Here is a 13,332-nt window from a genome sequence, read left to right as displayed (position 1 = left end):
GAAGGAACTCCGTGAGCGCGCCGGCGCGCAGTTTAGAAGGAACGGTTACAGTCAATCGCTCATTAATCGCCTTACCCGCCATCTCGGACCCGACGACGACATCCTCGTCATCGGCTACGCGCGCCGATTTGCCACCTACAAGCGCGCGACGCTGGTGTTTTCCGATCCGGCGCGGCTCGCGCGCCTGATGAACAACCCGGATCGGCCATTTCTGATCATATTTTCAGGAAAGGCCCATCCGCATGACGGACCCGGTCAGGAGTTGATCCGCGCCGTGCACGAGTTGTCGCGGCAACCGCAGTTCGAGGGCAAGGTATTGCTGATCGAGGGCTATGATCTGGCGCTCGCGCGCCGCTTGGTTACGGGCGTCGATGTCTGGCTCAATACCCCGCGCTACCCGTTAGAGGCGAGCGGTACCTCCGGCATGAAGGCCGGCATCAATGGCGTGCCGAATCTCAGCATTCTGGATGGCTGGTGGCCGGAGGGTTATGACGGGCGGAACGGTTGGGGTATCGCGCCGCAAAGCGCCTCGGCGCCCGCCGAGATCCATGCCCACACGGATGCGCAGGAGCTCCTGGATATCCTCGAATATGAAGTCATCCCGCTCTATTACGATCGCAACCGGCAAGGATACTCGCCAGGCTGGATCAACAAGGCCAAGGCGTCGATGAAATCCCTGATCCCCCGCTATGGCGCGGAACGGATGGTCATGGACTATGTGAGAAAGTTCTACAGCCGGGCGGCGTTGCAACAGGAACGGCTCGCCGCCGATAACTTCGCCGCGGCGATTGAACTGGCGCAATGGAAGCAACGGGTCGGCGAGTGCTGGCCCAAGGTGCGGTTGCAGCTCCTCGACCAACCCCAACCGAGCGTCCGGACGGGAGAGCAACTCACGTTCTGCGCCGCTGTCCATTTAGGGGGCCTTGCGGTCGAGGATGTGGTGATGGAATGTCTCGTCGGAAGCGAGCGCGACAACCGATATGTCGCCAGTGAAACGCACCGCTTCACCGCGAAAGACACGAACGCCGACGGCGAAGCGCGATTCGAGCTCGAATTGACCCCCGGCTTTTCCGGTCTGCAAACCTACACGCTGCGCCTGTACCCCTACCACCGGCTCTTGACCCATCGCTTCGAGACGGGCTTGATGAAGTGGATCTGACGCAACCGTCCGCTCCCGCATAGCGGCCTTGCTCCGAATCCGCTGTCGCGCCTTAAATTCGTTCCGAGCGCAGCACGGCGAGTCGCTATCAATCAGGCTTTGCTGAACGCGTCGGACCACGGGCTTCCCGCAGGGTCGCGGCGAAAGTCTGAAAGCGCGGATCACTTGCCCAGTCTTCTAGGTTCAGTGAGAGTTTGCGCCGCCAGTTGGGATGCTCGTTTATCGTCCCGGGCAGGTTGGCCTGCTCGGGCTGACACAAGATGTCCTCGGGCTGAACGATCATGACCATGGCAGGCGTACGCGCCAGGTAGATGTGTACGGCACAGGCAAGTTCCGGCGTCATCGCCGGCGGTTGCACGCTGCACGCGACGGGCAGGAGCCCTTCTTGATCGAGGGCCGCGAGCAGCCGTGCCCGATCCTCGGCGCGCGCCGTCGCTTGTTCTTCCTTTAGTTCATCGGAAGGGAACAAGCCAAGCTCTCTTCGAAGCTCCAAATCTCTTCCACGCCAGTAGCCGCTCAAGCTTGGTAGATCATGGGTGTTCACGGCTACGGCAGCCTGACGCGGATACTCGGCGGGCGGCTTAAAGCCGCCTTCGGGCGATTTTTCAAAATAGAGCACGCGGTAAGCGAGGATGCCCGCGGGCTGCAATGCCGCGCGCACCTCATCGGGTACGGTACCGAGGTCTTCACCGATCACGAGACAACGGTGGCGCTGGCTTTCCAAGGCCAGAATCCCGAGCAGTTCCTCGAAGGGGTAGTGGATATAAGCCCCGTCCTCCGGCTTAGCGCCCGCCGGGATCCAGAACAAGCGCTGCAGGCCCATAACATGGTCCAGACGCAGCGCTCCCGCGTGGCGTATGCTCGCGCGCAAGGCCGCCACGAACGGCGCATGGGCGGCCGCGTGCAGCCGCCTTGGACTGAGCGGTGCGAGACCCCAATCTTGTCCCTTGAGGTTGAAATCGTCCGGGGGTGCGCCGATGCCCGCTTCCAAGGCGTACAAGCGCTGATTGGCCCAGGTCTCCGCGCCGCCGCGCTCGACGCCGAGGGCCAGGTCTTGGTAAATCCCGATCGCCAAGCCGCGTTCGCAGGCGCGCCGGGCCGCTCTGGCGAGCTGCACGTCTGCCTGCCACTGTAGGTATTCAAAGAACTCGACGCGGGCCTCGTTTCGGTCCGCAAACCCTAATACGGCCTCGGAATTCGGATCGCGGTAAGCCGTGGGCCAGACGGGCCAGCCCCAGATCCCTCGGTCTTGACGATTAAACGATTCCTGTAAGGTGTCGAAAAGCGCGTGCATCCGCAATGCCTGACCCCGCTCGGTTTGATATGTTCGGAAGGCGGTTCCACATTGACTACCCGCATCGCGATGATGTTCGCGAAAATGGCGATAGAGCCGATCGAGAATTTCCAGCTTGGCTGCGGCGACACCCTGATACTCGACCAGATCTGCCGCACGCGACGCGCGCAGTTGCGCTTGAAACCGCGGGGCGCTGACACACGCTTGCGCGGCCTCGCATTCCAAAAAATCGGGCACGGCTTCAATATCCAGATAAAAGATATTGAGAAATGACCGGCTCGAGGGACTGTACGGGCTGGCATGCGTGGGAGCGTGCGGGAAGAGGGCATGCAAGGGATTGAGACCAATGATACCCGCCCCAAAGCCATCCGCCAGTTCGATGACCCCATCGAGATCGGTGAAGTCCCCGATCCCCCAGTTCCGCTCCGAACGCACGCTATAAAGCTGAAGCGCCAACCCCCAAACGCGTTTACCACCCTCAAATGCGGCCGGTTGATAGCAGCGCTCGGGCGCAATGATGAGGGCCATGCTGGCAGCAGTTCGATGGCCCTCGATCTCGACGCGGTGATAGCCAGGAACCAACCTCGCTGCTAGGTGCAGGACCAAGCGGATAAAGCTCACTCCAGCGACTTCCTTGCGCTCGATCACATACAATGTACCGGGGAAAAAATTGCCGTGCAGGCGCTCGCCGTTCTCAGCCGTCAACACCCAACGCATCGGCTTGTCTATCTGAGGGCTAGGAACGGTGATAACAACTTCGATCGGTGTTTGGGTATCCCACACTACCTGGACCGGTGGTAGCAGTCGATTCCATGCTTCCATCTTATGAGCTTCGAGCGCCTCGCGCAGTTCCGTATCACTGCCCGCGGCCACGCCCATCGAGGTCAACAGCGCCCGCTTCGTCTCCAGCGAGGCGGTGTGCCGCCTGCCCCGGATGTCTCTGAATTCGTGAGCGATCCCGAAGTACTGACAGGTCTGGTCGAGTGGCGTGCGGTCACTCATGTGGCCGAACCGTGTGTGATCCTTGCGGTCCCCATCTCTCTTTTTAGGGCGTCGCCGAGTTCCGCCTCTACCGTCCTAGCTCTAGCTGGCATAGGGTCTCGCACCGTGGTATTATTGACCCGGATCTAGGGTGTCCCCGGGACATCTGGTGGCTTTCCCGTGTGGAAAGAACCCGAGGGTATTGTCACATCTTACCTGAAGGCTCGCCCGATAGCGTACGGGTGATTCGCCCTGCGATGGGCGGCTGTGCCGACACTGGGCCGCCGAGGGATCATTAATCAATGTAATGTATCCGCTTTTTTGTGCGGATATGGGGCCAACTAGCAATGCCTACGAAAGTATATGTTGGAAATCTGTCGCGCCAGGGCACCCAAGAGGATATCCGATTAGCTCAGCATGGTTAGCTTGCGACCGATTGCGTTTATCATCGTTTCGCAGAGCGATCGTGATCCTGTGATGCTCGGCGACCGGCTATGAGTAACACAATGACGGAAACAACCGCTACGTTCTCTCCCAGCAGTGAGTTTCGGCAAACCTGCGGCTTTTGTGGCTGTGTCTTCAGGGTCGAGGTTGAAAGAGCGCGGTCTCATAAGGACGTCCAGGAGTATCGCTGCCCGGAATGTCATGACCATGTATGTCTAGCTAAAACGTCGACTCCCCCTCGAGTAACATTGATATCAAACCGGACCGACGGCCGCGAAGTAATCCCGTGCGCTTTGCGCGGTCTGACCCTGAAATATCCCTAGATTTGCCGGCCATCGGCACTCGCTCGAATTCAGAGATCGCAAGGTAGAGTAGAGGGCAGGTGAGAGCCTGCTTTCTACTCTATCCTACTTCGTCCTGATCGAGTCGTAGGCCTAGCTCCAACACCGACGCTATTCTTGACTATTTGTTCCATAACAGCTAGGCTTACTTCCACCTTGGTTCGCGCTCAGCATGCAGGGGAGTTCGACGAACGGTGCGATCCGCGCGCAACCGCTCGCTATCTTACCAGGAGGACTTTTAGTCGTTGGAAAGATCCATAGCGATCGTTGAGGGCTCGAAGATATCGTCGAAGTGACCCTGCGAGCTTTGAAGTGGTTTTTTGTGGTTCATTTTAGAACGAGCAGTCAGGTATTGTTGAAAGGTCCATTTCCCGTCCCTGGAGACCTTGCAAACGTGCGCACGGTCCGAGGGCGGCAAGGCAACCATCGCCCATGCGCTTGAAATCTTCACTGGTGGTGTCCCGGTTTTCCGTGTCGCCGAAGAGCCAACGTTCATTTTCGGCAGTTCCGTTTGGGCGCGGCTAATAGCGCGTGTTCCTCTGATATGCCGTTTCGTGCCGTAATAGCGAAGAGCATGTTAGTGCCTCTGCTTGTCGCCTCGGGCCTCGCGCTGATGGGGTGTACGGAGGGTGAGAAGATTGACCTTGGTATGTACGCGTATCCTCGGGGCAGCACGGCTGTCGCTTGCAAGCCCCTCTCAAGAATCGGTCTCGCGGGGGTCATTGACACCGAACGTACCCCAAAGGGTATTCGTTTCAACGTAAGGACTCCCGAGAACTATCGACCAGACGTCGCCCATCCCTTGCTCGTCGTTTTTGCTCCAGCGGGCCTCTCCGCCGCGGCTAGCGAACGTTTTACCGGTTTAACTAAGATCGCCACGGGTAAAGGATTCGTGGTCGCCTATCCCGATCACGTCCGAAACTCCATTTCCGCGATCGAGGATCTGAGTGCAATTCCGAGTCTCGCCGCGAAAAAATGGTGTATCGATACGACACGCGTTTACTTAACCGGGCACTCGGATGGTGGAACCATTGCGTTGGCAATGGGGATACTCGATCGAACGAAACATATTCCCGCGGCGATCGCATTGAGTGCCGCGGGCTTCACCAAGGCAGACCTCGCCGGTTTCGAGTGCCCAAAACCGCTCCCGGTAATGATTATGCACAGCGTAAACGATGGGCTATTTCCGGGGTACGGGAAGGACGCGGCGAGCTGGTGGGCTGCATGTAATCAGTGCGAGCTAAGTGCTCGCAAGCGACTGCACAGTGGTTGCGACACCTACCCGGGGTGTGCTCATGGCGTGGCCACCCGATACTGCGAGGGAACCCAGGCCCATGCGCGTTGGCCAGCCTTGAATCAGTCGATCATGGACTTCTTCGCCGACGCGGGCCGAGACGCGAAGCCGCGCGAGAACCGGCCCTAGAATGAGAACTGTGCCGCGCGGTCTTCTCCATCTCGGTGTCGCGGCCATTCTCCTATGGTTGCTGTGGCCCGAGCGTTTCACGGTGAACATGCCTAGCGCAATCGGTGGATGGTTTCGGAGCGCGCCAACGGCCGACTCGCTTCGAAATCGAATTCGCTTACCGGACGGCTTTTCTATTGCCCTTTACGCGAGCGGACTGACCGATGCGCGTATGCTGCGGTTTACCGAGGCAGGTGATCTACTCGTGAGCCTGCCACGCTCAGGACGCATCATCCTACTTGAACGCGACAGGGATGAGGATGGGCGGCCGGATGGCCGTAGAGATTTGCTCACGGGGCTCAATCGACCTCATGGTCTAGACCTCCATGAAGGCTGGCTGTACATCGCCGAGACTAGCGCGCTGGGGCGCGTCCGCTTTGACCAGAAGGCCGGCAACGTGAGCGGCGGTTTCGAGCGCCTCGCGCGGCTTCCCGTCGGCGGCCAACACTGGACACGCAGCGTGCGCCTGGGTCCCGATGGGTGGGTGTACGTGTCGGTGGGGTCGAGCTGCAATGCCTGTAGGGAAGAAGATCCCCGGCGTGCCGCTTTGCTGCGCTTTCGACCTGACGGTACGGCGAGGCAGATCTATGCCACCGGGCTTCGTAATACCGTGGGCTTTGATTGGCATCCGCTACAAAATGAACTGTACGGCGCCGACAACGGGCGCGATTTCCTGGGCGATGACTTTCCTCCCTGTGAGCTTAATCGCATCGAGCACGGCAAGTTCTACGGCTGGCCTTATGCCAACGGCGATAAGGCGCCCGATCCCGGCCTCGGCGCCGGAAACCAAGATGAGGTGCGCGAAAGCGTGCCTCCCGTCCACAACTTCGGCGCCCACACCGCGCCCTTAGGCTTGTCGTTCCTTCACGGCAACGGTCTGCCACCAGGCTACCAGGGTGCGGCGCTGGCCGCTCTTCATGGATCCTGGAATCGTACCGAGAAAGCCGGGTACGAGGTGGTGTCGCTGCATTTTGATGCTACAGGGAAGATCACCGAACGCAAATTTGCTACGGGCTTCGAGCGAGATGAAGAGGTCATCGGTCGCCCCGTGGATGTCGCCGAGGGGCCCGACGGGGCTATCTACATCTCCGACGATTACGGCGGAAACATCTACCGCGTGAGCTATCGTAAGACTCTCAAACCATAGTGGAGGCATTATGAATATCACAACGCTGCGTTTATACCCCTTTGCAAATACCGCCAGACCTACACGCCTATGCACGCGACGGTGAAGCTGTCGGGAGTCATGACAACGAAACTATGGAGAGGAGAATGCCGAGTATTCGAACGGCCATCTCTATTGGCCAATCCATTGATCGAGTGTTTGAGTTTGTAACCACGGTGTCGAATTTTACCAAGTGGCACCCATCTTCGTGGACAGGTCCATCTGAGCACCCACTCCGAGAGGGAGAGCACGTTACGGAAGAGTTGTCGGTCGGCGGCCGTCATTCGCGAATTAAATGGATCGTTCGCGAAAGCAGTCTTCTGCGACGCTGGGTCATTTGCGGTAAATCCGAAGACGGGGGCACAGCGACGATCACCTACACCTTAAAACCGGAATCGCAGGAAACCCGATTCAAACGCGAGTTCGTCTATAACATGCCCGTGTTATTCGGAGAGTTGGGAGACTTCCTGTCACTGCAAAGTCGCCTGCAGGCCGAATCCGCCGAGTCGTTGAGACGCCTTAAACGGATACTCGAAACAGACGCCCTCAAGGGTTGCCATGAAGCCTTAATCGGCGGCACAGCCGAAACCTAGTGGTCTGCCCGACGCGCCTTGCCGAAAAGCCAGCGCGAGCGACTTTAGGTATTGCCACGTTCCGCTGTGAAGACGCAAGTCGTCATGACTTAAAGGTGAGATGAGACGCCTGACAATCCGAGCAGCGACCGTACAAGCGCGCCGCCCGCTACAACGGCCCATGTACCCTCTAAAACTACAAAGGGCATGAAGTCGATCAGGTACGAAGAGTAGCAAGCTAACGAGGCACCAACGAGGTTGAGAACTATGTATGGGTAGCCCTCCACACGCATAAGACGAAACACGTTTAAAAGAAAGGCGAGCAGCAGAAGGGCTACGCCGAGGGACCCGATGAGTGTCGCTTGGCCTGAATACTCCATGCAACACACTACATCGGTGGCATGTTGGGAAACTTCGGTAGGTTTGGGTTCATAAAATCCCACGGCTGTGCACTGGCCGTGTAAATGTCCATTGTGGGTTGAAACCAACTTGGGTCATCAAGACTACCCGCCATGATGCCCATGAGGTCGGACATCATTTCTGCTTTTAGAAACAACCGCGCCCCACACGCCGGACAAAAGCCACGGCTGACAATTTGCCCACTATCACCTTTTATATCGCGGTATTTCACATCACCGGTGATTGTGCCTGCACTACATGGCACGAAGACCAGGGGGCAAATGTACCTCCAGTTGCCCGTTGGCAATCACGGCAATGGCAATTGCCAGCGAAAATCGGCTCAGCCGACCACTCATAGCGAGGTGCCGCATGCACAGCCACCAGTAAAGTGTATGGTCATGAGAAAAGTCCTCCTTCCACTATAAGCTTCGTAAGTTCAAAAAAGCTCCGCAGCCTAACGAATAGGATTTTATCCGGCGTGCGACAGCATAGGGGATAAAAATTAGTTGAACGAAGCCCTTGGATCGAATTCGGGCTCTAATGGAACTATTTCGCACACCATTCTTGACTATTCAGTCTAGAATGTCTAGGCTTAATTTTATCGGCACGAAGGTACCAACGTAAAGCGCATGGCGAGACCTAGAGAGTTCGACGTAGAGGAAGTTGGGCAAGGCCGTGGAGACATTTTGGTCCGAAGGGTACGAAGCGACCTCGATCCAAGACCTGGTGGAGAGTATGGGGATCCATCGCGGTAGCCTGTACGCTGCCTTCGGGGACAAGCAACGCCCGTTAACAGGTAGAACAGTAGATTTAAGGAGGTGAACGATGGCTACAGCAGCGCGTGAACTAAAAGAAACGATGAGACCCATGCACGTGGTCCCTGGATACCCGTCCCTCTCCAATGAAGCGCGCGGGGTATTGAAATTTCTATGGAGAAAATCACATGTGAAGGATGACTGGACCAAGGGAGGAGAAATCTCGGATGCCTGGGACAGATGGAGCATCTTCCCCTGGTACATGTATCCTCGCTATGACCTCGAATGGTCGACGCGCGTGGTCGCTAAAATCGCCAACGAGATACCCGCCTGGCGAGAGGGCTGCACGGAGATCATCGACCTGATGCTCCAGCGAATGACCCAATACGCGGCGTGGTTCGATCTGGTCGAGCAGAAGGGCCTCGATCCCAACCGCGCCCAGTATCCCTACGATTACTATGACAAGAACATGCCGCCCGGATGGGCGGGCGTCTACAACGCGCCCGGCTACTACGGAAACGGGCTCGCGACCAAGGTGCCCCCGAAAGAGGCGAGGCGCACCTCCCCCTACACCCAGCCACACGCGCCCCCTGTCGGTCGCAAATACAATCCGGATCCGATCTACGGCAACGGCGGCTCCTATATGATGGGCAAGGGGTACCTGCTCAACATCATTGCCCTCTATGAATTCGTCTGTGGCAGTGGCAAGTATGATGAACCGATCGAGCTGGTGTACGACGACAAGATTCGGTTCAAGTATACACAACTGCAGATGGCCAAAGTACTCTACGACCAGTTCACGGCGCCGGTGGACGAAGGCGGGAGCGATCTCACCCCTGGGATCGACTGTGAGGTAGGGAAGGTCTTTCCGTGGTGCGTGAGCGTCGGTGGCCTCGGTATGAAGATGATCGACAAGATCCATAACACCGGTTACCAGACCAGCTATTACCGCTGGCTCGACTGGGCCAAGCAGAACCTGGTCGGTGGAGCCAAGGGATCCGATGGGCCGTATGAGTGGGCCTCCATATACTACGATCGTGACATACCCTATAACATGAACGGGCCAAAGCATCAGATCCCGGGCAACTGGTTCTGTTGTGCTTACCAGTATTGGCCCGATGATCAGAATCTCGCCCGGCGTTTGTATGCCGGGGCAAAGAAGAAGTTTATGGTGAAAGAGCCCGATGGATCTGCCCACATCAACTTCCCGCCGGAGCTGGGCGGTGGAGAAGATTTGGTCGGTTTTGGCGCCGCAGCGGCATGCGCTTGGGAGTTCGGCGACTTGGATACCCATGCCCAACTGATGACCTGGGCGAATACGCGCTATCAGCCCACCGCGAAGGAGGGCGAATTCTACTATCAATTCGGCCTCGAGGAACCTTGGCCTCGGGGTTGGCCCAACGACTGGCTCCTGATGACGGTTGCCGGGGGACAGGGCAGCTGGTATCGCCTGTACAATGATCCCAACCTAAAGAAATTCCACCAGCCTACCGTTTCTGGTATCGACTATCCGACGGTCAGTGTCGGGCAAGCCTACTACGATGAAAGCTTGGGCGCTTTGATGGTAGCCCTATTCCCCGGAGACGATAAGAAAACAGGCGGTAAAACGACCTTCAAGGTCACCAATCTAGAGGGCAAGGAACGTAAGGTTTTACAAGACGGCGCGCCTTTTAAAGAATGGAAGGCCATCGGCGAGGGTGAAATAGAGGTCACAACGACCGTCGATCGTCATACTTTCGTGATCCGGTAATCAAGCTCGTTTCCCTAAGCGGAAATGAACGGCAGTCCGTTAAGTACGTCGAGTGCGTGTGGCCGAGCCGGGTGCCTGCCCGACGGGTGGAAGGTCCGAGCCGTCGAAGCCAAGCGCCCCACGCAGGTGTTGCTGGTCTCTACGTATGCGCTAGGCCATCAACCCTTCGGCCTAGCCGAGCCAGCCGCAATGCTGCGGCAACGGGGTGCCCTCGTGAAGACACTAGACCTCGCCGTGGAGTGTCTCGATGAAGAGGTATTTCGCGGAGCCGACCTCATCGCCTTTTACGTTCCGATGCACACGGCCACCCGTCTGGCGGCGCGGATGATCCCTAAGGTGCGAGGCTTGAACCCCAGCGCGCATATCGCTGCCTACGGGCTCTATGCGCCGATGAACGAGGTCTACTTGCGACATCTAGGCGTCCAGACGGTATTGGGCGGTGAGTTCGAAGAAGGACTCACCGCCCTGGCGCAACGCATCGAGCGCGGCGTGGAAGCAATGCCGGGCGAGCAGTCGGAGCCGCGCATCTCGCTCGCCCGGCAGGATTTCGTCATTCCCGATCGCGGAGGACTTCCCGGCCTCGATCGGTATGCCTATTTGCGGTTGCCGAACGGAGATCGGCGGACGGCCGGCTATGTGGAGGCGAGCCGCGGTTGCAAACACCGGTGTCGGCACTGTCCGGTGGTGCCAGTCTATAATGGCCAGTTTCGCATCATCCCTCGGCAGATCGTCTTGGAGGATATTCGCCAGCAAGCTGCAGCGGGCGCACGCCACATCAGCTTCGGGGACCCGGACTTCTTTAACGGCCCTACCCATGCACTCCGCATCGCCATGGCGCTGCACCAGGAGCTTCCCGAACTGACCTACGATGTGACGATCAAGGTGGAGCATCTCTTGGCACATAGAAAGCTGCTACCGGTGTTAAAAGAGACCGGCTGCCTATTCGTGACCACGGCGGTGGAATCGGTGGACGACCAGGTCTTGGCGATTCTAGAGAAGGGCCATACACGGGAGGATTTCTTCCGGGTAGTGCGGCTCTTCGACGAGGTGGGCTTATCGCTGGCCCCAACCTTCGTGGCGTTCACGCCCTGGATCACCCTGGGCGGCTACCTGGAACTCTTAAATGTGATTGCCGAGCTTGAACTGATCCGATCTGTCGCACCGGTACAATTGACGATTCGCTTGCTGATCCCTCCGGGCTCGCGGCTGCTTGAACTTTCGGAGGTGCGTGCCCTAGTGGGCCCACTCGATGGAGCGGCGCTGGTCTATCCGTGGTCGAACCCAGACCCTGAGGTCGACGCGCTCCATACGCAGATTAGAGCGCTTGTGCAGCAAGGCGCCAACAAGCCGAATGATCAGATCTTCGGCGAAATATGGAAACTCGCTCATGAACGAGCCGGGCGTCCTACTCCGTCGGTGCCTGCAATGGGTGGTCGATTCGCTCCGGCTCAGTTGAGCGAGCCGTGGTATTGTTGTGCGGAACCGACCGAGGAGCAGTTCGCTCATTAGCCCAAACGTGGCGTACCAAAGCCACAAAGACCAAAAGTGCCAAGGAGAGTTTATGGCGTTTGCTTTCATCAAAGTCTTGACGATTTGTTCCATAATATTTAAGCTTGCTAGCCGACCACGAATACATAAACGCAAAGGCGCGTGTCGAGACCGAGAGAGTTCGACGTACAGGAAGTGTTGGACAAGGCCGTGGAGACATTTTGGTCCAAAGGGTACGAAGCGACCTCGATCCAAGACCTGGTGGAGAGTATGGGGATCCATCGCGGTAGCCTGTACGCTACCTTCGGGGACAAGCAGCGCCTTTTTCTCACGGTCCTGGACCGCTATCGCAAGGTGGTGGTGAGGAAACTGCTCGATATTCTTGATACTAACGCCTCGGGCAAAGCGGCTATCCGTCAGTTCTTTGCAACCGTCATTGAGCATGTGATAACCGGCGGGCCGTTGCGCGGCTGCCTGGTTACCAACTCGGCCGTTGAGCGGGGACTGAATGATCCTGACACGGCCAAGAAGGTGAGCCTGTGCGTAAGGCAACTCGAGGACGGTTTCTATAAGACCTTACTGCGCGATCAGAGTACCGGCGAGTTCGATAACCAACGCGATCTGCGCGCGCTAGCGCGCTATTTGACGTGCACCCTGCAAGGACTCTTGGTTATTGGAAAGATCCGAAGCGATCGTTCGGCCCTCGAAGACGTGGTCGAGGTTACGCTGCAGGCTTTGGAATGATTTTTTTTCTTTATTGTAGAACGAACAGTCTATAATTAGGCTGGACACGGGTTTGAACGCGCTTATAGCGAGGAGTGATTGGAGCTGAAACAGGGATCCGCGAATTTCTCTCAACCGACACAATGATAGGAGGGTGTTATGGCTGGCGTTAAGTTAATAGTGATATATCCGCGTCCTCGGGATATCGACGCATTCGAAAAGCTTTATCAAGAGGAACACGTACCGATGGCGGTGGAGAAGCTCTCGGGTAAAACGAAGTTTGTAGCGACCAAAGTCATGGCGACGCCGGACGGGACACCGCCCCCATTCTACCGGATCGCCGAGGTTCATTTCCCGTCCCTAGAGGCCCTGCAAGCGTGTGCGCAGTCCGAGGGCGGAAAAGAAACCGTTGCCCATGCGGTCGAAATCTCCAGTGGTGGTACGCCTGTATTTTTGATCGCGGAGGAACATGCATTCGCTTTTGGCAGGAAATCGCTTTGGGACCGACTCCGAGCATGTGTGGCGCCAGAAGAGAATTCCATGGCGCCTAGTGCGGTGTCCCACAAGTAACGTACAGGAATCGAAAGCGGTGCATCGTCGCTCAGGTACTGTCTTTCTGGCCAGGAAATGGCCGGAATCCAGGTCTAGGGAGGGCATTGCTGCACTGGGTCCCGGCCAATCCATGGCCGGGATGACAGCTGATTACAGTATTTTCTAATTCAAAGATGAGTCTGAAAGAAGGTAGTAAAGCCTGGCCTCCTAGGGTGAAAGAGTACTGGCCTCCGGGGATAGCTGGGGG

Annotated in this window: 8 protein-coding genes and 3 pseudogenes; 9 read left to right on the top strand and 2 right to left on the bottom strand. The window is 57.6% G+C overall.

Going from position 1 to position 13,332, the window contains the following annotated elements; genetic code table 11:
• Window positions 1-1,159, top strand: a 1,159-nt coding sequence (glgP, locus tag M3436_14990; GenBank protein MDQ3565370.1) for an alpha-glucan family phosphorylase, incomplete at its 5' end; no start/stop codon positions are given.
• A gap of 88 nt (window positions 1,160-1,247) precedes the next feature.
• Here the strand turns inward: glgP and malQ are convergent.
• Window positions 1,248-3,455 carry a 4-alpha-glucanotransferase gene (malQ, locus tag M3436_14985; GenBank protein MDQ3565369.1) on the bottom strand — a complete coding sequence of 736 codons (2,208 nt, stop codon included), beginning with the start codon at window positions 3,453-3,455 and terminating at the stop codon, window positions 1,248-1,250.
• A 1,344-nt stretch (window positions 3,456-4,799) separates the two neighbouring features.
• On the opposite strand from malQ, the gene M3436_14980 reads away from it, so the two are divergent.
• The 3 genes from M3436_14980 to M3436_14970 all read left to right on the top strand — a co-directional run bounded on the left by M3436_14980 (window position 4,800) and on the right by M3436_14970 (window position 7,439).
• Window positions 4,800-5,642 carry a poly(3-hydroxybutyrate) depolymerase gene (locus M3436_14980; GenBank protein ID MDQ3565368.1) on the top strand — a complete coding sequence of 281 codons (843 nt, stop codon included), beginning with the start codon at window positions 4,800-4,802 and terminating at the stop codon, window positions 5,640-5,642.
• A gap of 1 nt (window position 5,643) precedes the next feature.
• Entirely contained in the window at window positions 5,644-6,828 is a 1,185-nt protein-coding gene (locus M3436_14975) for a PQQ-dependent sugar dehydrogenase (protein ID MDQ3565367.1), read from the top strand.
• A gap of 125 nt (window positions 6,829-6,953) precedes the next feature.
• Window positions 6,954-7,439, top strand: coding sequence for an SRPBCC family protein (locus M3436_14970; protein ID MDQ3565366.1), 486 nt, complete (start codon window positions 6,954-6,956; stop codon window positions 7,437-7,439).
• A 367-nt stretch (window positions 7,440-7,806) separates the two neighbouring features.
• Here the strand turns inward: M3436_14970 and M3436_14965 are convergent.
• Window positions 7,807-8,217: pseudogene (locus tag M3436_14965) on the bottom strand (GFA family protein).
• Between the two features lie 229 nt (window positions 8,218-8,446).
• Here M3436_14965 and M3436_14960 point away from each other — a divergent pair.
• The 5 genes and pseudogenes from M3436_14960 (at window position 8,447) to M3436_14940 (ending at window position 12,998) form a co-directional block, all read left to right on the top strand.
• A pseudogene (locus M3436_14960) lies at window positions 8,447-8,600 on the top strand (TetR/AcrR family transcriptional regulator).
• 42 nt (window positions 8,601-8,642) lie between these two features.
• Window positions 8,643-10,322 carry a hypothetical protein gene (locus tag M3436_14955; protein MDQ3565365.1) on the top strand — a complete coding sequence of 560 codons (1,680 nt, stop codon included), beginning with the start codon at window positions 8,643-8,645 and terminating at the stop codon, window positions 10,320-10,322.
• A 126-nt stretch (window positions 10,323-10,448) separates the two neighbouring features.
• Entirely contained in the window at window positions 10,449-11,831 is a 1,383-nt protein-coding gene (locus tag M3436_14950) for a CUAEP/CCAEP-tail radical SAM protein (GenBank protein MDQ3565364.1), read from the top strand.
• 141 nt (window positions 11,832-11,972) lie between these two features.
• Entirely contained in the window at window positions 11,973-12,554 is a 582-nt protein-coding gene (locus M3436_14945; GenBank protein ID MDQ3565363.1) for a TetR/AcrR family transcriptional regulator, read from the top strand.
• A 138-nt stretch (window positions 12,555-12,692) separates the two neighbouring features.
• Window positions 12,693-12,998: pseudogene (locus tag M3436_14940) on the top strand (EthD family reductase).
• The last annotated feature ends 334 nt before the right edge of the window (window positions 12,999-13,332 follow it).

The sequence above is a fragment of the Pseudomonadota bacterium genome (assembly GCA_030859565.1).
Classification (GTDB): Bacteria; Pseudomonadota; Gammaproteobacteria; order JACCXJ01; family JACCXJ01; genus USCg-Taylor.
Note: the sequence above shows the minus strand (reverse complement) of the source record. Positions and strands in the feature narration are given on the sequence as shown.